We start from the raw sequence: 22,401 nt of genomic DNA on the forward strand, positions 1-22,401 counted from the left end.
GCCCCGCGTCGCCCGCCGGCTGCGCGCCGTCCTCGTCCAGGACCACCACGGTGGCCAGTTCGGCGACGGACTGGTGCAGGAAGAGATCCTTGGCGCTCATGCGCAGGCCGGCTTCCCGGGCCCGGGAGACGGCCTGGATGCTGAGGATGGAGTCGCCGCCGATGTCGAAGAACCGGTCGGTGGCGCCCACCCGCTCCAGGCCGAGCACGTCGGCCCAGATCCCGGCGAGCGTGCGCTCCACCTCGGTGGCGGGCTCCACGTAACGCTGCTCTCCGGCCGCCTGGAAGTCCGGGGCGGGCAGCGCTGTGCGGTCCACCTTGCCGTTGGGGCTCAGCGGCAGCGCGTCGAGCACCGTGTACGCGGCCGGGACCATGTAGGCGGGCAGGGCGGCGGCCAGGTGGGAGCGCAGCTCCGTCGCGTCCAGCGGCGCACCGTCGTCGTCCGTGCGGGGCACCGCGTACGCCACCAGGCGCTTGTGGCCGTTCTCCGAGGCGGTGGCGGTCACCGCGGCCTCCGCGACCCGCGGGTGGCTCAGCAGCGCGGCCTCGACCTCGGCGAGTTCGATGCGGAAGCCGCGGATCTTGACCAGGTTGTCGTCGCGGCGGACGAACTCCAGGGTGCCGTCCGGCCGTCGGCGCACCACGTCGCCGGTGCGGTAGAGCCGCTCGCCCGGGGCGCCGAACGGCGAGGCGACGAAGCGCTCCGCGGTCAGGTCGGGGCGGGCGAGGTAGCCCCGGCCCAGGCCGGTGCCGGCGATGTACAGCTCGCCGGGGCAGCCGAGGGGCACCGGCCGCAGCAGGCGGTCCAGCACGTGCAGCTGGACGCCCGCCATCGGTCCGCCGATGGGCAGGCTCTCGGCACCGCCGCGGTCGCTGCCCTGGAAGAGGGTGGCGACCAGGGTCGTCTCGCTGGGCCCGTAGATGTTGAAGAAGTCGCCGCGCGCGGACCACGCCTCGGCCAGTTCGACCGGGCAGGTGTCACCGGCGGCGCCCACCGCCCGCAGGCTGGGCAGGGCGGCCGGGTCGAGGGCGGACAGCAGCGCGGGCGGTGTCATCAGCACCGTGGCCTGCTGCCGCCGGATCTCGTCGGCCAGGTCGCCCGCCTCCTCCGACTGGGTCAGGCAGAGCGTGGCTCCGGACAGCAGGGTGACGAAGATGTCCGACACGCCGCCGTCGAAGCTGAACGACAGGTGCTGGAGCAGCCGGTCGCCGGGGCCCATCCGGAAGCGGTCGACGAAGTCGTCCACCAGGTGGCACAGCGACCGGTGGGCGATCATGACGCCCTTGGGGCGGCCGGTGGAGCCCGAGGTGTAGACGACGTACGCGAGGTCGTCCGGCCCGCCGGTGGCGGGCGGGGCGGTGACCGGGTGCCGGGAGATCTCCGGCAGGTCCCGGTCCAGGCAGACGATCTCGGCGCCGGTCGGCGGGAGCTGGCCGAGCAGCGCCTCCTGGGTCAGCAGGACGGGCGCGGCGGTCTGCTCGAACATCATCGTCAGCCGGTCGGCCGGGTAGTCCGGGTCCAGCGGTACGTACGCGCCGCCGGCCTTGACCGCGGCCAGCGCGGCCACGGCGATCTCCGGGGCGCGGCGGGCGCAGACCCCCACCAGGACGTCGGGGCCGACGCCCCGCTCGGCCAGGTGGTGCGCCAGCTGGTTGGCCCGGGCGTCGAGCTGCGCGTACGTCAGCACCTCGGCGCCGTCGATCACGGCGGGCGCGTCGGGGGTACGGCGCACCTGCGCGGCGAAGACCGCGTCGGCGCGCAGCAGGGGCGGCTGGGGGCGCGCGGTGTCGTTCCACCGCGCGAGCCGGTCCCGCTCGTCCGCGGGTAGCGAGCCGATGGCCGCCAGCGGCCGGGCCGGTGCCTCCGCCAGGGCCGCCATCAGCGCCTGGAGGTGGTCGGCCAGCCGCCGGGCGGTGCCGGCGTCGAAAAGGTCGGTGTTGTACTGGAGGCCGCCGGCGAGGCCGCCGTCCACCTCCTCGAACTGGAGCGTCAGGTCGTAGGCGGCACTGGTCGCGGGCAGCGCGAACTCCTCGATGCGCAGCCCGGACAGGGCCGGGGGCGCGGCCGGGGTGTTCTGGAGCACGACCATCGCCTGGAAGAGCGGCGAGCGGCTGGGGTCGCGTTCCGGGGCCAGTGCCTCCACGAGCCGTTCGAAGGGCACGTCCTGGTGGGCGAAGCCGTCCACGACGGTCGTGCGCACCCGGCCCAGGAAGTCGCTGAAGCTCTCGCGCTCGTCGATGCGGGAGCGCACCACCAGCGTGTTGACGAAGAAGCCGACCAGCGGCTCCAGTTCGACGCGGTCACGGCCGGAGGTCACGGTGCCCACGGCGATGTCTTCCTGGTCACTGAAGCGGGCGAGCAGCAGCTGGCAGGCGGCGACGAGCGCTATGAACAGGGTGGCGTCCTGGCCGGTCGCCAGCTCCTTGAACCGCTCGGTGACCCGCTCGGGGATGCGGAAGTCGAGGATCGCGCCGTTCGTGGTCCGTACGGCGGGCCTGCGGCGGTCGGTGGGCAGTTCCAGCGGCGGTACGTCCGCGAGCTGGTCCCGCCAGTAGGCGAGCTGCCGCTCGCTCTCCCCGGAGTCGTCCGAGGCGCGCTGCCAGGCCGCGAAGTCGGCGTACTGCACCGCGAGTTCGGGGAGCTCGGCACGCTCGCCGCGCAGTCGCGCCCGGTACATCGCCTCCAGGTCGCGGGTGATGACCGAAGCCGACCAGCCGTCGGTGACGATGTGGTGCAGGCACAGGGCCAGTACGTGGTCGTCCTCGCCCAGGCGTACCAGAGTGGCGCGCAGGAGTGGGCCGCGCCGCAGGTCGAAGGGGGCCGCCGTCTGCTCGCGCAGCAACTGGTCGAGGGCGGCGTCCCGCTCGTCCTGGGGGAGCGGGGCGAGGTCGGTCAGCGGCAGCGGCACCGGGGCGGCCGGGCGGATGACCTGGACGCCCTTGCCGTCGACGGTGTCGAAGACGGTCCGCAGCGACTCGTGCCGCTCGACGAGGTCGTCCAGTGCCCGGCGCAGCGCCTCGGTGTCCAGCGGCCCGCGCAGCCGCAGGCCGGTCGGGGAGAGGTACTCGGTCCCGCCGGGCTCGTAGGCGTCCATGAACCACAGACGCTGCTGGGCGAAGGAGAGCGGCAGCGCGCCGTCGCGGTCCGCCACCGGTATCCGGTCGGCGGTGTCAAAGACGGCGGTGTCGGAGACGGCGGCGGCCAGCCCGGCGACGGTGGGCGTGGTGAACATCGCCCGCGGCGAGAGGCCGGTGCCGAAGGCGGCGCGCAGCCGGGAGGTGATCTGGATGCTGAGGATCGAGTCGCCGCCGAGTTCGAAGAAGTTGTCGTGCACGCCGACCCGCTCCAGGCCGAGTGTGCTCGCCCAGATGGCGGCGATCCGCTCCTCCGTGGCGTCACGCGGTGCCACGTGCTCGGCGGACAGCTCCGCGTGGCCCTCGGGCGCGGGCAGCGCCTTGCGGTCCACCTTGCCGCTGGGGGTGTACGGCAGCGCCTCCAGGGTCGTGAACCGGGCCGGGACCATGTGGTCCGGCAGGTCCGCCAGGAGGGCTTCGCGCAGCGCGGCGCCGGTGACCTGGCCGGCTCCGGACGCCGGGACGACATGGCCGACCAGCAGGGTGCGGCCGTGGTCGCGGTGCACGGTCACGGCGGCGTCGCGTACGGCGGGCAGCGCCGACAGGGCCGCCTCGACCTCGCCCAGCTCCACCCGGAACCCGCGGATTTTGACCTGGTCGTCGGCCCGGCCCAGGAACTCCAGGTTGCCGTCCGCGCGGAAGCGCACCCGGTCACCGGTGCGGTACAGCCGGGCGCCGGGGGTGAACGGGTCGGCGACGAACCGCTGGGCGGTCAGCTCCGGCCTGCCCCGGTAGCCGCGGCTCACCCCGTCGCCGCCCACGAAGAGTTCGCCGCCGACCCCGACGGGCACCGGGTTGAGGTCGTCGTCCAGGACGTACACCCGGGTGTTGGCCAGCGGGCGGCCGACGGGGACGAACGCGCCGGCGCCGAGCACGTCGGGAGCGGGGGTCAGGACCGTGGCGTCGATGGTCACCTCGGTCGCGCCGTAGGCGTTGACGACCAGGGTGTCCGGGTGCAGGTGGTCCAGCAGCCGCAGGCAGTCGTCGGAGCGCCAGCCCTCGGAGCCGACGGACAGCAGCTTCAGCCGCGGCAGCCGGGTGCCGCGCAGGGCGACCTCGGAGACCAGCGCGTTGGCCAGGGTCGGCACCAGTTCGAGGGCGTCGCCGCCGGTGCGCTCGATGAGTTCGAGCAGCCGGGGCGGGTCGGTGACGACCTCGGCCGGGCAGATCGTCAGGGAGCCGCCGAAGGGCAGCGACCGCAGCATGTCGGCGAAGAACAGGTCGACGGACAGGCTGGTGACCGAGACGAAGTTCAGCCGCAGCTCGGAGAGCCGGTAGCGGTCCTCCCAGGCGTCGAGGATGTAGCAGAGCTGGCGGTGCTCGACCATGACGCCCTTGGGTCGGCCGGTGGAGCCGGAGGTGTAGATGACGTACGCCAGGTCGGCGGGGGCGGCCCCGGATTCGGGCGCGGCCGCCGGGTAGCTGCCGACGGGCGGCAGGTCCGTGTCCAGGCACACGGTGCGCGGGCCGCCCGTCCGCTCGCCCGCGCGCCAGTCGGCGGCGCGTGCGGACTGGGTGAGCAGGACCGGAAGGCCGGAGTCCTCGACCATGAGGGCGAGGCGGTCGGCCGGGTATTCGGGGTCCAGCGGCACGTAGGCGCCGCCCGCCTTGAGGATGCCGAGGACGCCGGTGGCCATGTCGGTGCCGCGGTCGACGTTCAGCCCGACCAGGACACCGGGCTTGACGCCCAGGGTGCGCAGGTGGTGGGCGAGGTGGTTGGCGCGCTCCTCCAGTTCGCGGAAGGTGAGGGTCACCTCCTGGTGGCGGACGGCCGGTGCGTCGGGTGTGCGCGCGGCCTGCTCGGCGAACAGTTCGTGCACGGGGCGGTCGGCGGGACGTTCCCGTACGGTGCCGGTGCCCGCGCGCAGCAGTTCCGCGCGCTGCTGTCCGGTCAGCCACGGCAGGCGGGACAGCGGCCGGTCCGGGTCGGCGGCCGTCTCGGTGAGCAGCACTTCCAGCTGCCCGGCCATCCGCGTGACGGTGGCGGCGTCGAAGAGCTGCGGATCGTAGGCCAGCTCGAAGCGGAGCCGGTCGTCGCGGTGGGCGCTGAGGCTGAGCGGGAAGGTGTTGGTGTCCAGGGCGTCGACGCCGCGGATGCGCAGGCCGTGCACGGCCGCGCCGCCGTCCTGGAGGGGGTAGTTCTCGAAGACGACGATGCTGTCGAAGAGGCTGGTGCCGGCCGGGACGTCACTCCAGGTCTGGAGCCGGTTCAGCCCCGCGTACTCGTAGGGCCGGGCCTCCAGCTGCTCGGCCTGGAGTTCTTGCAGCCACTGCGCGAGCGGCTGGTGCGGCGTCACACGGGCGCGGACCGGGACGGTGTTGATGAACAGGCCGACCATGGACTCCACACCGGGCAGTTCGGCGGGGCGGCCGGAGACCGTCGCGCCGAACACGACGTCCCGCGATCCGCTGTGGCGGGCCAGCAGCAGCGCCCACGCGCCCTGGATCAGGGTGTTCAGGGTCAGCCGGTGGTCTTTGGCCATCTGGGCCAGCTGGTCGGTCAGACCGGCGGACAGCGCGAAGTTCACGGGAGTGGAGGACTGGGCGCGGTGTGCCTCGGCCGGCTGCCGGTCGTAGGGCAGCGGGGTGGGCGCGTCGAACCCGGAGAGGGCGGCGCGCCAGTGTGCCTCGGCCGCGTCGGCGTCCTGCTCCGCCAGCCAGGCCACGTACTCGCCGAAGGGGCGGAGGGTTTCCGGCTGTACGGTCCGCCCGGAGGTCGCGGCTTTGTACTCCTCGCCGACGGCGGAGAAGACGGCGGCCGTGCTCCAGCCGTCCAGCAGCAGGTGGCTCGACGTCCACACCAGGCGGACGGTGTCGTCGGTGATGCGGATGACGGTCAGCCGCATGAGCGGGGGTACGGCGAGGTCGAGCCCCAGCGCGCTGTCGGCCGCCAGCAGCTCTTGCAGAAGGGCGTCCTGCTCGGCTTCCGTACGGTCCCGCCAGTCGTGGCTCTCGACCGGGACGCGCACCTCGCGGTGCACGACCTGCACGGGTTCGGAGAGCCCTTCCCAGACGATGGCCGTGCGCAGTGCGGGGGTGCGGTCCACCACCCGCTGCCAGGCGGCGGCCAGGGCGTCGGGGTCGCGCACGCCCTCCAGCAGCAGGGCGAGCTGGTTGAAGTACGACTGGGAGGCGGGGTCCATCAGCCGGTGGAAGAGCATTCCGTGCTGCATGGGGGTGAGCGGGTAGATGTCCTCGACGCCGCGCCCGTCGCCCGCCAGTGTGTCGACCTCGTCCTGGGTCAGGCGCGCGAGCGGGAAGTCGGACGGGGTGCAGCCGCCGGAGGCGGGCTCCAGGCAGTGGTCGACGAGCTGTTCCAGGGCGGTGACCAGGGCGTCCGCCAACTGCCGCACGGTCTGCTCCTCGTGCACGTCCGAGGAGTAGAACCAGGTGAGGCCGAGCGTGCCGTCCTCCACCACGCCGACCACGTCCAGCAGGTGGGGGCGCGGCTCGTCGGCGGCCGGGGTGTCGGCCAGGCCGTCCAGCCGGGCCCGGACCAGGCCGCCGTCCTCGGCGGCCGCGTCGAAGCGGCCGTGGTAGTTGAACGACACCTGCGGCGCGGGGTCCTGGAGCAGGGACCGGGCCGGGGCGCCGTCCGCGGAGAGCCGGCGCAGGGCGTCGTAGCCGAGGCCGTTGCCGGGCACCGCGCGCAGCTGTTCCTTGACCGAGGTGATCGTCTGGCGCCAGCCGTCGCCGTCACCGGTCCGTACGGCGACCGGGTACAGGGTGGTGAACCAGCCGACGGTACGGGACAGGTCGGTGCCCTCGATCAGTTCCTCGCGGCCGTGGCCTTCCATGGCGAGGACGATCCGCTCGCTGCCCGCCCAGCGGTTCAGCACCGTGCCGACGGCGCTCAGCAGCAGGTCGTTGACGCGCGTGCGGTAGACCGGGGGCACCCGGCGCAGCAGCGCGTCGGTGCGTTCGCGGTCCAGGGAGGCGCTGACGCTGCGTACCGAACCGGCGGTGTTGGCTCCGTCGTGGTCCACCGGGAGGCGTCCGTCGCCGTCCTGGAACACGTCGCGCCAGTGGCCGAGTTCGCCGTCGAGGTGCCCGGCGCGTACGTGGTCGTGCAGGAGGCGCGACCAGGTGCCGAAGGGGGTGCCGGCCGGTTCGAGGTCGATGGGCCGGCCCGCGCGGGCCTGCTCGTAGGCCCGTTCCAGGTCTTCCAGGAGGATCCGCCAGGACACGCCGTCCACCGCCATGTGGTGCGCGGACAGGAACAGGCGACGGCCTGCCGCGCTGCCCTCGCCGCCCTCGTCGAAGAGGAGCGCGCCGAACACCGGGCCGTTCTCCAGGCTCAGTCCGGCGCGCAGCGCGTCGGCGGCCTCCTGCCGGGCGGCTTCCCGGGGCGCGCCGGATGCCTGCGACAGGTGGACGCGGCGGAAGACCTCGGCGGTCTCCGTCGCGGCGCAGTCCTGTGTCCAGCGGTCGCCGTCGCGGGTGAACCGGGCCCGCAGCATGGGGTGGTGGGCCACCAGTGCCTCGACGGCGGTGCGCAGCGCGGCGGCGTCGGCGGCCGGGTCGAGGTCGACGTACAGGGACATGGTCAGGCGGTCCGGGCCGACGCGGTAGGTGTCGAAGAACCAGTCCTGGACGGGGGTCAGCGGCGCGGGCCCGGACAGGGCGGGCGCGGGCGCGGCGGGAGCGGTGTCGCCGTCGGCGGTGGCGATGTGCTGCGCCAGCCGGGCGACGGTCTGGTGCAGGAAGACGTCCTTCGAGGCGAGCCGCAGCCCGGCCCGGCGGGCCCGGGAGACGGTCTGGATGCTGAGGATCGAGTCGCCGCCGAGGTCGAAGAAGTTGTCGTGGATACCGACGCGTGCGACGCCCAGCAGGTCCGCCCAGATCCCGGCCAGGATCTCCTCGACGGCGTCGCGCGGCGCGGCGTACTCGGAGGCGTCCGCGGCCGAGGGGCGGGCAGCGCCTTGTGGTCGAGCTTTCCGTTGGGGGTCAGCGGCAGGGCGTCGAGGACGACGACGGCGGCCGGGACCATGTACTCGGGCAGCGAGACGGCGGTGTGCTCCCGGACGTCCTGCGGGCTCGGGGAGGTGCCGTCGGCGGCCACGACGTAGCCGATCAGCCGCGGGTGGCCCGCGGTGTCCTCGCGTACGGTGACGGCGGCCTGAGCCACCTGCGGGTGCCGGTGCAGGGCGGACTCGATCTCGCCGAGTTCGATGCGGTAGCCGCGGATCTTGACCTGGTCGTCGGTGCGGCCGAGGAATTCCAGCCGGCCGTCCGGCCGCCACCGGGCGAGGTCGCCGGTGCGGTACATGCGGGCGCCGGGCGGCCCGTACGGGTCGGCGACGAAGCGTTCGGCGGTCAGTCCGGGGCGTCGTACGTAGCCGCGGGCCAGTCCGGCCCCGGCCACGTACAGCTCGCCCGGTACGCCGGTCGGCACCGGCCGCAGGCTCGCGTCCAGGAGGTGGATCCGCGCGTTGGGGCGCGGGCGGCCGATCGGGACTGCGCCGGGGGCCAGGACGTCGCCCGGCTCGATGCGGTATTCCATGCAGCCGACGGTCGCCTCGGTCGGACCGTACTCGTTGACGACGGTGGTGCCCGGGTGCAGCTCGCGCCACCGGTCCAGGTTCTCGCCCAGGAGCTGTTCGCCGCCGATGACCAGTTCACCGGTGGGCTGGAGCGGCTGCGGGGTGGTCGCCAGCAGGGTGAGGTGGGACGGGGTGGCCTTGAGCAGCGAGCAGGACTCCGAGGCCGGGGGCGGCTCTTCGGTGTCCTCCAGGGTGCTGATGAGGACGCGGCCGCCGCTGATGAGTGGTGTGTAGAGGGCGGTGACGGTGAGGTCGAAGGTGACGGGGGAGTGCAGTACGGCGGTGCCGGAGGCGCCGGGGTAGGCGACGGCGGCCCAGGCGACGTAGTCGGCGAAGGAGCGGTGTTCGATGACGACGCCCTTGGGGCGGCCGGTGGAGCCGGAGGTGTAGATCACGTACGCCGGGTGTGCCGGGTCGAGCGGGGTGGTGCGCTCGTCGTCCCGCACCGGACCGCACGGCAGGTCCGCTCCCAGGCCCTGGGCGCCTGCGCCGTCCAGCAGCGTGCGCGCCGTGCCGGCGGGCAGCGCGGCGTACGCGGCGGAGTCCGCGAGCACCAGGCTGGGCGCGGCGTCCTCAAGGACGTACGCGATGCGCTCGGCCGGGTGCTGCGGGTCGACGGGCACATAGGCGGCGCCGGTCTTCAGGACGCCGAGCAGCGTGACGACGAGGTCGGTCCCCGGGGAGGCGGCGACGGCCACCAGCTGTTCGGGGCCGACGTCGCGGGCGATCAAAGCCCGGGCCACGCGGTTGGAGCGCTCGTCCAGCTCCCGGTAGGTGAGCATGTCCGCGCCGCTGACCAGGGCGGTCGCGCGCGGGGTGCGGGCGGCCTGGTCGTCCAGGAGCTGGACGACGGTGGCGGCGCCGACGCTGAAGTCGTCTCCGGCGGCGGCCCGCAGCAGTGCGGCGCGTTCCGCGTCGTCCAGCCACGGCAGGTCACGCACCGGCCGCCGCGGCGTCCGCGCCACACCGGCCAGCAGGGTCCGCAGGTGTCCGGCCATCCGGTCGATGCTCGCGGCGTCCCAGAGGTCGGTGGCGTACTCGATCGAGCAGGTCAGGGCGCCGTCCGCCGCCCGGCCGCCCCGCGCGTCCTGGAACTCGACGGTCAGGTCGAAGTTGGCGGAGGTACGGGGGACCTGGTAGGCCGCGACCTGGAGGCCGGGCAGCTCGGGCAGCCGCTCGGTGCCGCTCTGGAGCACCACCAGCGTCTGGAACAGCGGCGTACGGCTGGGGTCGCGCTCCGGGCGCAGTGCCTCCACCAGACGGTCGAAGGGCACCTCGTCGTTGGCGAACGCGTCCAGCACGGTGTCCTTGACCCCGGCCAGGAAGTCCGTGAACACGGCGTCGTCGTCCACGGTCGAGCGCAGCACCACCGTGTTCACGAAGAACCCGGCCATGCGCGTGAGTTCGGGCCGGTTGCGGCCGGAGGTGACGGTGCCCACGGCGACGTCCCGCTGTCCCGCGTACCGGGCGAACAGCACCTGGCAGGCGGCCACCAGCACGGTGTACAGGGTGGTGTCCTGGGCGCGCGCCAGCTCCCGCAGGCCCGCGGCGACGTCCGCCGGGAGGCTGAAGTCGTGCACGGCTCCGGCGCCCGAACGCACCGGGGGACGGGGGCGGTCGCCGGGCAGGTCGAGCGGGGTGAGGCCGGCGAGCTGCCCACGCCAGTAGCCCAGGTGCTCCGCCAGCCACTCGGGGGTCATCCGGTTGCGCTGCCAGGAAGCGAAGTCCGCGTATTGCAGGCCCGGTTCGGGTAGCGCGGCGGTGTTGCCGGAGCGGCGGGCCGCGTAGAGCGTCCCCAGCTCTTCGAGGAGGACGCCGGTGGACCAGCCGTCGGTGACGATGTGGTGGGCGCACAGCAGCAGCACGTGCTCGTCCGGTGCCACCCGTACCAGGGCGGGCCGGAACAGCGGCCCGGTCCGCAGATCGAAGGGCTGGTCGACCTGCGCGCGGGCGACGGCGTCCAGCAGCCCGGGGGCCGCGTCCGCGCCGGCCTGCTCGACCAGGTCGATCAGCGGGAGCGGCACGTCGTACGGCGCCCGGACCGTCTGCACGGGAGCGTCGTCCACCTGGTCGAAGGTGGTGCGCAGCGCCTCGTGGCGGGCCACCAGGTCGTTGAGCGCGCCGGTCAGGGCGGCGGTGTCGAGCGGGCCGGTCAGCCGCAGCCCGGCGGCGGAGTTGTACTCCGTGGAGCCCGGCTCCAGCTCGTCCAGCAGCCAGAGCCGGCGCTGGGCGGCGGAGAGGGGCAGCGGTGCGCCGTCCCGGGGACGGCCGGGATCTCCGCCGCCTTGCGGGCGCCGCCCGCGAGACGGCGGCGCAGCTGTTCCTGGAGGTGTGCGGGCAGGGCGGCTATGCGGTCGTTACGCGGGTCCGGGGCGTTCACTTGGTGTCTCTCCGTGGAAGTCGTAAGGCTCAGGGGCGGCGGTGTCGACGGGGCTCAGGAGGCCGGTGGCCCGTCGCTCTCGAAGTCCGCCAGGGCGGCCTGCTCCAGTTCGGCGAGGATGCGGTCCTCGACGACCAGGGCGAGCTGGGCCACGGTGGGTGCGGTCAGCACGTCGCGCGGGGACAGGTCGAGGCCGAACGCGACCTTCATCCGCAGCACCGTCTGGATGCTGAGGATGGAGTCGCCGCCCAGGTCGAAGAAGTTGTCGTGGACGCCGACGCGTTCGACGCCCAGCAGGTCCGCCCACAGGTCGGCGAGCGCCTCCTCGGTGGGCGTCCCCGGAGGGACGTGGTCCTCGGCGTCCTGCGCCGCCTGCGGTTCGGGGAGCGCCGCCCGGTCGAGCTTTCCGTTGGGGGTCAGCGGCAGCGCGTCGAGGACGACGACGGCGGCCGGGACCATGTAGCCGGGCAGCGAGACGGCGGTGTGCTCGCGCAGTTCCCGCGGGTCCGGCTGCCGGTCCTCGGCGGGCACGACGTAGCCGGTCAGGCGGCTGTGGCCGGAGCCGCCGTCGCCGCCGGTGGCGATCACCGCGGCCTCGGCGACCAGCGGATGGGACAGCAGGGCGGACTCGATCTCGCCGAGTTCGATGCGGTAGCCGCGGATCTTGACCTGGTCGTCGGTGCGGCCGAGGAATTCCAGCCGGCCGTCCGGCCGCCACCGGGCGAGGTCGCCGGTGCGGTACATCCGGGAGCCGGGCGGCCCGTACGGGTCGGCGACGAAGCGTTCGGCGGTCAGTCCGGGGCGTCGTACGTAGCCGCGGGCCAGTCCGGCCCCGGCCACGTACAGCTCGCCCCGTACTCCGGCGGGCACCGGCCGCAGGCCCGCGTCCAGGACGTGCAGGAGGGTGTTGTCGCGGGCCCGGCCGACCGGCACCGGACCGGGCTCGGCGTGCTCGCCGGGCTCGATGCGGTACTCCATGCAGCCGACGGTCGCCTCGGTCGGGCCGTACTCGTTGATCACGGTGACGTCCGGGTGCGTCCGGCGCCACTGTTCGAGTACTTCGCCGAGCAACTGCTCGCCTCCGACGACGAGTTGACCGGTGGTGAGCAGGTCGTCGGCGAGGGTGCCCAGCAGCGCCAGGTGCGAGGGCGTCACCTTCAGCAGGGAACAGTCGCGCGCCGCGCCGGACAGGGCGGCCGTGTCCTCCAGGGTGCTGATGAGGACGCGGCCGCCGCTGATGAGTGGTGTGTAGAGGGCGGTGACGGTGAGGTCGAAGGTGACGGGGGAGTGCAGTACGGCGGTGCCGGAGGCGCCGGGGTAGGCGACGGCGGCCCAGGCGACGTAGTCGGCGAAGGAGCGGTGTTCGATGACGACGCCCTTGGGGCGGCCGGTGGAGCCGGAGGTGTAGATCACGTACGCCGGGTGTGCCGGGTCGAGCGGGGTGGTGCGCTCGTCGTCCCGCACCGGACCGCAGGCCAGGCCCGCACCGGGCCCGTCCGTGCCCGCTCCGTCCAGAAGCAGCCGCCGGGCGGCCGGGACCACCGCCTGCGACGCGGAGTCGGCGAGTACCAGCGCGGGCGCCGCGTCGTCGAGGACGTGAGCGATGCGCTCCGCCGGGTGCGCCGGGTCGACCGGCACGTACGCGGCGCCTGCCTTGAGCACGCCCAGCAGCCCGGTCACCAGGTCCACCGACGGCTCGGCGGCCACCGCCACCAGGTCCTCGGGACCGATGCCGCGCGCGATCAGCTCGCGTGCCAGCCGGTTGGACCGCTCGTCCAGCTCCCGGTAGGTGACGCGCTGCGAGCCGTGGACGAGAGCGACGTCTTCGGGGGTACGGGCCACCTGCTCGCCCAGCATCCGCAGCACCGTGCCCGTACCGGCATCGCGCACCGGACCGGTACCGGCCTCCAGCAGGGCCTGCCGCTCGTCCGGCGTCAGCCACGGCAGCTCGCGCAGCGTCCGCCCCGGGTCCGCCACCGCCCCGGCCAGGATCTCCCGCAGCCGGCCGGTCAGCGTCCGTACCGACTCCTCGTCGAACAGGGCCGGATCGAAGGCGAAGCCGAACCGCAGCCGTTCACCGGGGTAGACCGTCACGGCGAGCGGGTAGTTGGTCGTCTCGACCTCGGCGTACAGGTCGCGCAGCCGCAGCCCGTGGGCGCTGCCCGCCTCCTCGTCGATCGGGTAGTTCTCGAAGATGACGATGCTCTCGAACAGGGCGCTGCCGCTCGGCACCTCGGCGGTGGCCTGCACGCGGGCCAGCGGCAGGTGGTCGTGGGCGCGGGACTCGGCCTGCGCGGCCTGGAGCCCGGCCAGCCAGGACACCAGCGGGGCGCCGTCGTCGATACCGACACGTACCGGCAGGGTGTTGATGAAGATGCCGTGGATGGTCTCGGCCCCGGCCAGCTCGGCCGGGCGGCCGGAGACGGTGGCGCCGAACACGATGTCCCGCTCCCCGCTGTGCCGCGCCAGCAGCAGCGCCCAGGCGCCCTGCACCAGGGAGTTGAGCGTCAGCCGGTGCTCCCTGGCCAGCGCGTTCAGTCCGGCGGTCAGCTCCGGCGTCAGCTCCAGAGCCACCCGGCCGGAGGAGCGGCTGTCGTGCGCGCCGGTGGGCTGCCGGTCGTAGGGCAGCGCGGTGGGGGCGGCGAAGCCCCGCAGCGCGTCGCGCCAGAACTCCTCGGCGGCCCGGGTGTCCTGGTCCGCGAGCCACGCCACGTGGTCGCGGAACGGCGGACGGAACGGCAGCGCCGGTTCCGCCGCGCTGCCGTCGGCGTCCGCGCGCCGCAGCGCGCCGTAGCACGCGAACACGTCGGACAGCACCTGGAAGGCGCTCCAGCCGTCCAGCAGCAGGTGGTGGAAGGTCCACAACACCTGCACCGCGTCGCCGGGCAGCGCCGCGAGGGTCACCCGCATCAGCGGGGCGCACGACAGGTCCAGGCCCGCCGCCTGATCCCGCTCGAACAGCTCGTCCAGCGCTGCGCGCCGCTGCGCGTCCTGCGCCAGGCCGCGCCAGTCGAGGTGGTCGACCGGCAGCGACACCGTACGGTGCACGGCCTGCAACGGCTCGTCGAGCCCGTCGCGCAGCACGCTGGTGCGCAGGACCGGCGTACGGTCGACGACCTGCTGCCAGGCCTGGCCGAGCAGCCGCGGATCGGTCACGCCGTCCAGCACGAAGGAGACCTGCTCCACGTACAGCGGCCGGTCCGGCTCGGTCATGCTGTGGAAGAGCATCCCGCTCTGCATCGGCGTCAGCGGGTAGAGGTCCTCGACGGCACGGCCGTCGCCGGCCACCCGGTCGAGAGTCGCCTGGTCGAGTCCGGCCAGCGGGAAGTCGGAGGGGTGACGCCGCCGGCGGCGGGGTCGGCGCAGTGCCGCAGGATCTCCCGCAGGGCCTCGGCGGTCTGTTCCGCCAGCCCCTCCACGGTCGTCCTGTCGTGCACGTCGGCCGAGTAGTACCAGGTCATCGACAGCTGACCGGACTCCACGCGGCTGACCGCGTCCAGCAGGTGCGGCCGCCGCTCCCCGGGGTGCCCGGTGAGCTGGACCCCGTCGCCACCGGGGCGCAGCGGCGAACCGGCCGCCGCGCCGGTGTCGAACCGGCCCAGGTAGTTGAAGCTGATCTGCGGGACGGCCCGGTCCGGCCGCGCCAGGGGCGTGTCCGGCCCGGCGAGGTGGCGCAGCGCGCCGTACCCCAGGCCGCGGCCCGGGACGGCCCGCAGCTGCTCCTTGACGGACTTGAGCGTGGTGGCCCAGTCCGCGGCGGGATCGACGGTCAGCGCCACCGGGTAGATGCTGGTGAACCAGCCGACCGTACGGGTCAGGTCGATGTCGTCGAAGAGCTCTTCGCGGCCGTGGCCCTCCAGGTCGACGAGGGTGCGCGGGCTGCCCGTCCACCGGGCGAGCACCCGGCCGTAGGCGCTCAGCAGGACGTCGTCCACGCGGGTGCGGTAGACCGCGGGGACCTGCTGGAGCAGGGCGCGGGTCTCCTCGGCGCTCAGCCGGACGGTCACGGTACGGGTGGAGGCGACGGTGTTGGGCCCCTCGCCGTCCACAGGCAGGGCCCCGGCGTCGACAGGACCGCCGTCCACCGCGGTGACCGCGTCCCAGTGGCCGGTCTCCGCCGCGAAGCCGCCGGCGGCGGTGTGCTCCGACAGACGCAGCGCCCACTCGCGGAACGAGGAGGTGCCCGGCCCCAGGTCGACGGCCCGGCCGGCCGCGGCCTGCCGGTATCCGGTGTCCAGGTCCTCGGCCAGCACCCGCCAGGACACGCCGTCCACGGCCAAGTGGTGTGCGCTGAGCAGGAGTTGCGGAGGCCGTACGGCGCCGCGCTCGACGAGGACGGCGGTGAACTTGCCGTCCTCCTCCAGGCGGAACCTGGCGTCCGGACCCTCGATCCAGGCACGTACCGCCGCGTCCTGCTCCGGCCCGTCCAGGCCGGACAGATCGATGCCGCGCAGCACCGTGTCGTCCGCGTGCGCCGGTGCGGTGAACTGGTGCCACTGCCCGTCGACGCGGGTGAAGCGGCTGCGCAGCGCGTCGTGCTGCCGGGGCAGCGCGGCGACGGCGGCCGCCAGCGCGGCACGGTCGGCGGCCGGGTCGAGGTCGAGGACCACGTACTGGTCGAAGTGTTCCGGACCCGTCCGGTGATGGTCGAAGAACCAGTGCTGTACGGGGGTCAGCGGGACGTCACCGGTGGCCTCGGCCCGGGGCCGGGCGTCCTTGCCGGCGGCGCCGTGGGTGACCGCGGCGGCGGCCAGCGCGGCGACGGTCTGCCGCAGGAAGACGTCCTTGGAGTGCACGGTCAGACCGGCGGCACGGGCCCGGGAGATGACCTGCATGCTGAGGATGGAGTCGCCGCCCAGCTCGAAGAAGTTGTCCTCGGCGCCGACCTTCTCCACACCCAGGACGTCCGCCCAGATCCCGGCGAGGGCTTCTTCGACGGGCCCGCGCGGGGCGACGTACTCCTTCGTGCCCGCCGAGGTGTGCCAGTCGGGTGCGGGCAGGGCGCGGTGGTCGAGCTTGCCCGCGGGGGTGAGGGGGAGGCGGTCGACGGTGACGAAGGCACTGGGGACCATGTGGGCCGGCAGGGACTGGCCGAGGAAGTCGCGCAGTACGGCGGCTTCCGGGGCGTCGGCGCCAGGGGCGGTGACGGTGTAGGCGACCAGCCGCTTGGGGCCGTTCTCCACCTGGAGGGCGATGACGGCGGCGGCGGTGAGGGCGGGGTGGTGGAGCAGCGCGGTGCGGACCTCGCCGGGTTCGATACGGAAGCCGCGGATCTTGACCTGGTCGTCGATGCGGCCGAGGTACTCCAGCGCTCCGGAGGGCAGGGCGCGGGCCAGGTCGCCGGTGCGGTAAAGGCGCTCGCCCGGGGCGAACGGCGCGGCCACGAAGCGTTCGGCGGTCAGGTCGGGCCGCCCCAGGTAACCGGACGCGAGGCCCGCGCCACCGATCCACAGCTCACCGGGGATGCCCGGTGCGACCGGCAGCATCCGCTCGTCCAGGATGTGCACGGTGGTGTGCGCGATCGGGCGTCCGATCGGCACGGAGGGGCGCCGCACGTCCTCCGCGGTGATGCGGTGGGCGGTGGCGAAGACCATGCTCTCGACCGGCCCGTAGCCGTTGACCAGGCGCAGCGCGGGATATTCGGCCAGTACGCGGGCCACGTGCGCCGGCGAGGCGGCCTCGCCGCCGGTGATGACCTGCCCGACGGCGCCCAGCGTCGCCGGATACTCGTCGACCATGACGTTGAACAGGCTGGCGGACAGCCACAGGGTGGTGACCCGGTGTTCGGCGACCAGCTCGGAGATCACCTCGGGGTCGGGCGTCGAGCCGGGGTGCAGGACGCAGGTGGCGCCGTGCAGCAGGGCGCCCCACAGTTCCAGCGCGAAGGCGTCCCAGGACATCGGGGCGCTCTGCAGCCAGACGTGCCGCGGACCGAACTCGGCGAAGTCCTGGCCGCGTACGACACGTACCGCCGCCCGGTGGGGCGAGACCACGCCCTTGGGACGGCCGGTGGAGCCGGAGGTGAACATCACGCAGGCCGCGTCCGTCGGGCTCGTCACGCACGGCAGGTCGTGGGCCTCCAGCGACTCCAGCCGCTGCCGGTCGCCGTCGAGCGACACCACGTCGGCCGGCCCGTCCGGCAGCCGCGCGGCCCGCGTGTCGTCACTGACCACGACGCGCGCCCCGGTCTCGGCCAGCAGGTCCGCCAGCCGCCCGTCGGGGAACGCCGGGTCCAGCAGCGCGTACGCCGCACCGGACTTGAGCACCGCCAGCAGCGCCACGATCAGGTCGGTACCGCGTTCCAGGCATACCGCGACCACCGCGCCCGGCCCGGCGCCGCGCGCCGTCAGCAGCCGGGCCAGCCGGTTGGCCCGCTCGTTCAGCTCCCGGTACGAGACCCGCGTCCCGCCGTACACCAACGCCGTCGCGTCCGGCACCGACGCCGCCTGCTCCTGGAACACCTCGTGCAGACACTGGTTCAGCGCGCCGTCCTCGCTGCGCTCCCCGGCAGCCGCCGGGGTGCCGTGCTCCTCGGTGGCGATCGAGAGCGGCAGGTCACCCATCGGCCGGTGCGGTGCCTGCACGACGCCCTCGAAGAGGGTGCGCAGGTAGCCGCCCATGGTCTCGACCGTGGCGGCGTCGAACAGGTCGGTGCTGTACTCGATCACGCAGTCCAGCGCGTCGCCCTGCGGCCAGAACTCGACGAACAGGTCGAAGCGCGAGGAGTAGCGGGGCAGGTCGTACCCGCTGATCCGCAGCCCGCCGGCCTCCGGCAGCTCCGGCTGCCCCTGCTGGAGCGCCACCACCACCTGGACCAGCGGGTTGCGGCTGAGGTCACGCTCGGGAGCGACCGCCTCGACCACCCGGTCGAACGGCACGTCCTCGGCGTCGAACGCCTCCAGCACCGTCGTGCGCACCTCGCCGAGGAAGCCCGCGAAGCCCTGGGCGGGGTCCACCTGGGAGCGCAGCACGAGGGTGTTCACGAAGAAGCCGATCAGCTGCTCCAGTTCGGGACGGGAGCGCCCCGACGACGCCGTACCGACCGCCACGTCCCGCTCGCCGCTGTAGCGCGACAGCAGCAGCTGCACGCCCGCGGCCAGCGTCATGAACAGCGTGGCGCCCTGCTCCCTGCCCAGCTCCCGCAGGGCCGCGACCAGCGGGGCGGGCAGCGCGAAGCGGTGCGCCGCGCCACCCGTCGCGCGGACGGCGGCGCGGCTGCGGTCGGCGGGCAGCCGCAGCGGGGTGAGGCCGTCGAGACGGCGCTTCCAGTAGGCGAGCTGGTCGTCGAACGCCGGGCCCGACAGGCGGTCGCGCTGCCACACCGAGAAGTCGGCGTACTGCGTGGGCAGGTCGGGCAGTACGGCGTCCAGAGCCTCGGCGCCGTCGTGCGCTGCCGCGTAGAGCGACGCCAGCTCCTCGGCGAGGACCCGCATGGACCAGCCGTCGGTGACGATGTGGTGCAGGGTGAGGACCAGCAGGTGTTCGCCGTCGGTCAGCCGGATCAGCAGGGCCCGCCACGGCGGTCCCTGGCGCAGGTCGAAGGGGAGCCCGGCGTCCGCGCGCAGCAGCAGGTCCAGTTCCGCCTGCCGCCCGTCCGGCGCTACCTCCCGCGCCTCTTCCGCGCCGGTCAGGGACACGGTGCGCAGCGGCGGTTCCAACGTGGCGTGCACATACTGCACGCCCCGTCCGTCCACGGCGTCGAAGGTGGTGCGCAGCGACTCGTGGCGGGCGGACAGCGCCCCCAGGGCACGGCTCAGCGCCGTCGCGTCCAGCGGTCCGGCCAGCCGCAGCCCTACGGAGGTGTTGTACTCGACCGCGCCGTGCTCGAACTCGTAGAGGAACCAGAGGCGTTGCTGTGCGTACGACAGCGGCAGCGCGCCCTCGCGCGGTATCGCCGGGATCGGGGCGTGCGCCGTGTCACCACTGACGCTCTCGCCGTCGGCCGCGTCCAGCGTCGCGGCAAGGTCCGCCACGGTGGGCGCGCCGAACAGCGCCCGGGGCGGCACCGGGACGCCCAGCTCGGCCCGGAGGCGGGAGACGATCCGCATGCTCAGGATGGAGTCGCCGCCCAGCGCGAAGAAGTCGTCCTCGACACCGACCCGCCGCACACCCAGGACGTCGGCCCAGATGTGCGCGATCGTGCTCTCCAGGGAGTGCGCGGCGCGACGTGGGCGGTGGTCTGCGCGTCCCAGTCGGGCGCGGGCAGGGCACGGCGGTCGAGCTTGCCGGCCGGGGTGAGCGGCAGCCGGTCGAGGGTGACGAAGGCGCTGGGGACCAGGTGTTCCGGCAGCGTGCCGCCGAGGAACGCGCGGAGCGCGGCGGGCGGCGGCACCTCGGCGCCGGGCGCGGCGACGAGGTGGGCCACCAGCTGCCAGGCGCCCTGTTCGCGCCGTACGGCGGTGACGGCGGCCGAACCGACGGCCGGGTGGGCGAGCAGCGCGGAGCGCACCTCGCCCGGCTCGACGCGGAAGCCGCGGATCTTGACCTGGTCGTCGGTGCGGCCGACGAATTCCAGCGCGCCCGAGGGGAGGGTGCGGGCCAGGTCGCCGGTGCGGTACAGGCGCTCGCCGGGGGCGAACGGCGCGGCGACGAAGCGTTCGGCGGTCAGGTCGGGCCGCCCGAGGTAGCCCAGCGCGAGGCCGTCCCCGCCGATCCACACCTCGCCCGTCGCGCCGGCCGGCACCGGGCGCAGCCGCTCGTCCAGGACGTGCACGGTGGTGTGGGCGAGAGCTGTACCGATCGGGACCGTCGTTCCGCGCACATCCTCCTCCGTGACCCGGTGGGAGGTGGCGAAGACCATGCTCTCCACCGGGCCGTAGCCGTGGACCAGTGCCACGTCGGGGTGGGCCGCCAGCAGCCGCGCCATGTGCCCCGGCGAGACCGCCTCGCCGCCGGTTATCACCTCGCGCACCGCGCCCAGGGCGTCCGGGTACTCGTCGACCATGACGTTGAACAGGCTGGTCGACAGGAAGCAGGTGGTGACCCGGTGTTCGGCGATCAGCTCGGTGATCACCTCGGGGTCGGGCGTCGAGCCGGGGTGCAGGACGCAGGTGGCGCCGTGCAGCAGGGCGCCCCACAGTTCCAGCGCGAAGGCGTCCCAGGACATCGGGGCGGCCTGGAGCCACACTCGGTCCGGCCCGAAGGCCAGGAGGTCCTGGCCGAAGAAGACGCGTACGGCGGCCCGGTGCGGCGCGACGACGCCCTTGGGACGGCCGGTGGAGCCGGAGGTGAACATCACGCAGGCCGCGTCCAGCGGACCCGCCGTACGCGGCAGGTCGTCCGCCTCCAGCGTCTCCAGCCGCTGCCGGTCGCCGTCGAGCGACACCACCTCGGCCACCCCGCCCGGCAGCCGCCCGGCCCGTACGCCGTCGCTGACGACGAGCCGCGCACCCGTCTCACCGAGGAGGTCCGCCAGCCGCCGGTCCGGGAACGCCGGGTCCAGCAGCGCGTACGCCGCACCGGACTTGAGCACCGCCAGCAGCGCCACCACCAGCTCCGGTCCGCGCTCCAGACACACCGCGACCACCGAACCCGGCTCCGCGCCCCGCGTCACCAGCAGCCGTGCCAGCCGGTTGGAGCGCTCGTTCAGCTCCCGGTACGTGACCCGCGCCCCGCCGAAGACCAGCGCCGTCGCGTCCGGCACCAGCGCCGCCCGCTCCTGGAACAGCTCGTGCAGACAACGGTCGGTGGGGAGGCGCCGGCGGGGTCCTGAGAGGACCCGGCTGCCACGGCGATCGGTCGCAGGGATGCCGTACCGCGTTCCATGTTCCCTCTTCCGGATTCGGTGCGGGGGCACGCCGCCCAAGGGGCTCGGGCATGCCGCCGGTGGAAAAATTGCACAAGTCGTACGCGGGCCAGGGCTTCGGTGCCCTGCCCGTCGTGTGCGCCGCCGCCCCCGTGGCCGTACGGGAGCGGCGGCCGGCCGGTGACCGGCGGTGTCAGACGCGCTGGGCGCGCCGGCCGGTGACCTGGATCTGGTCGATGTCGCCGGTGCCGGGGTGCCGCAGGAAGCGGCCGAGGTAGACCATGCCGCCCTCGGCGAACTCCCGGAGGGTGAACTCCAGCCCCTCGTGGACGGTGATCCGGGCGAACGGTTCGCCGTCCAGCCGCAGCGTCAGCTCGTCCGCGTTCCCGTCCTCGCCACCGTTCCCGCCGCCCGGGCCGACCAGGTACTCGGTCTCCCCGTTGACGTACCGGCCCAGGCAGCCGGGCGGCGCCGGGATCTTCTCCCGCGGGTCGCGGAAGGCGGAGTACGAGTAGCTGGCCACGTCCAGGCCGAGCCGCCGCAGGTCCTCCAGCAGGCTCTCCCACATGGCCATGCCGGTGTGGGCGTTGGTGGTCAGCGCGACGACGGTGCCGCCCGCCGGGTCGACGCGCAGGTGGCAGGAGGTGCCGTCGGCGGTACCGTCGTGGCCGGTCCAGTGGGTGCCGTCGTCGGCACGGTACAGCGACAGGCCCAGCCCCCAGCCGTCGGCGAGGCCGAACGGCTCGGCCCCGGGCACGCCGGTGCGCATTCCGGCCAGGGCCTCGGCGTCCAGCAGTCCCGGCACGCCGTCCGCGTCGTCGGTGTGCAGCCGGCCGAAGGCCAGCAGGTCCAGGGCGCTGAGGGCGAGCGCCCCGGCCGGCGCCTCGATGGCGGGGAGGGTCTGGCGGACCGGCACCGCGCGGGCCGGCGCGGTACGGGCCGCGTGTCCGGAGACGTACGGCCGCGCCGAAGTGCCCGCGATATAGGCAGGTTCGATGTCCAGCGGGTCCAGCAGGAAGCTCTCCAGCGCCTCGCGCCAGTCCATCCGTACGGCCTGCTCGGCGAGCATGCCGATGACGGTGTAGCCGACGTTGGAGTAGGAGAACGAGGAGCCGAACGTGTCGATGGGCGCCATCCGGGCGCAGTCGGCGAGATAGCCCCGGCGGGTGGCGCCGGCCAGACTGTCCGAGTCGCGGCCCGGCGGCAGCCCGCCGCTGTGGCTGAGCAGCTGGCGCAGGGTCGTCGCGGCGCCGAAGCGGGCGCCGGGTGTCCGCAGTTCGGTGAGCACCTCGGCCACCGGCGCGTCGAGGTCCAGGTCGCCCTCGTCGACCAGCAGCATGGCCAGCGCGGCGGTGAACGCCTTGGTGATGGAACCGACCGGGAACTTGGCGTCCCCGGTCACCGGCACCGTGCCCGCCGCGTCCTGTTCGCCGAACACGAAGGAACGGGTCTCGCCCTTGTGGTGCAGGGCGAACTGCCCGCCCGGAACACCGTGTTCGCGTGCGAGCGCGGGCAGGCGCCCGGACAGCTCTTCCACGTTCATGAAATCCCCCTACAGGCGCCGGCGGCTCACCCGAACGGTGACGCCGCCTCGGCCTG

General features: G+C 74.1%; 5 protein-coding genes and 2 pseudogenes. All 7 read right to left on the reverse strand.

Annotated elements, in window-relative coordinates:
* Nucleotides 1-58: 58 nt before the first annotated feature.
* Nucleotides 59-7,990 (reverse strand): annotated as a pseudogene (locus ACEXOX_RS36645) (amino acid adenylation domain-containing protein); the annotation flags it as partial.
* Between the two features lie 89 nt (nt 7,991-8,079).
* Nucleotides 8,080-10,923, reverse strand: a pseudogene (locus tag ACEXOX_RS36650) (non-ribosomal peptide synthetase); the annotation flags it as partial.
* Complete coding sequence (locus ACEXOX_RS36655; protein WP_406525133.1) at nt 10,830-11,057, reverse strand: hypothetical protein; 228 nt, start codon at nt 11,055-11,057, stop codon at nt 10,830-10,832. The gene ACEXOX_RS36655 and the pseudogene ACEXOX_RS36650, both read right to left, overlap by 94 nt.
* 54 nt (nt 11,058-11,111) lie before the next feature.
* The gene (locus ACEXOX_RS36660; protein ID WP_406525134.1) at nt 11,112-14,345 is read right to left on the reverse strand and encodes an amino acid adenylation domain-containing protein; all 3,234 of its coding nucleotides are present in this window, start codon (nt 14,343-14,345) and stop codon (nt 11,112-11,114) included.
* On the reverse strand, nt 14,303-19,165 hold the full coding sequence (locus ACEXOX_RS36665; protein WP_406525135.1) for an amino acid adenylation domain-containing protein: 4,863 nt from the start codon (nt 19,163-19,165) through the stop codon (nt 14,303-14,305). The genes ACEXOX_RS36660 and ACEXOX_RS36665 overlap by 43 nt, the downstream gene beginning before the upstream one ends.
* Nucleotides 19,108-20,853, reverse strand: a complete 1,746-nt coding sequence (locus ACEXOX_RS36670; RefSeq protein ID WP_406525136.1) for an amino acid adenylation domain-containing protein — start codon at nt 20,851-20,853, stop codon at nt 19,108-19,110. The genes ACEXOX_RS36665 and ACEXOX_RS36670 overlap by 58 nt, the downstream gene beginning before the upstream one ends.
* 142 nt (nt 20,854-20,995) lie before the next feature.
* On the reverse strand, nt 20,996-22,345 hold the full coding sequence (locus ACEXOX_RS36675; RefSeq protein ID WP_406525137.1) for a serine hydrolase domain-containing protein: 1,350 nt from the start codon (nt 22,343-22,345) through the stop codon (nt 20,996-20,998).
* Between the last annotated feature and the right edge of the window lie 56 nt (nt 22,346-22,401).

This window comes from Streptomyces sp. Ac-502, from assembly GCF_045222935.1.
GTDB classification, from domain to species: domain Bacteria; phylum Actinomycetota; class Actinomycetes; order Streptomycetales; family Streptomycetaceae; genus Streptomyces; species Streptomyces monomycini.